The sequence below is a fragment of the Vibrio sp. DNB22_10_4 genome (genome assembly GCF_052879755.1).
The window spans coordinates 1-234 of sequence record NZ_JBNNXW010000132.1; the positions used below are offsets into that span (position 1 = coordinate 1).

Genomic DNA, 234 nt, shown 5'->3' on the forward strand with positions numbered 1-234 from the left:
GGATGATGAGATCGGCTGGGGGAATCGGCTGGCCCGGGCCAACCAAGCGCACGTCCACCTGCGGGTGCGCGCGCAGCGCATCGAAATCGGTGTGATTGGATACGCGCGGCAACACCGGAATCACCACGCGCAGCGCATCGCCAGAGGCTGCGCGCTGCGCGGTCTGCACGGCGTCTTCCGCATCCAAATGCAGGCCGTGCAGGTACGGCAGCACGCCAAACACCGGCTTGCCCG

Annotated in this window: 1 pseudogene; it reads right to left on the minus strand. The window is 67.5% G+C overall.

The window, feature by feature from the left end:
• Positions 1-234, minus strand: a pseudogene (locus ACVA6Q_RS24965) (cobyric acid synthase); the annotation flags it as partial.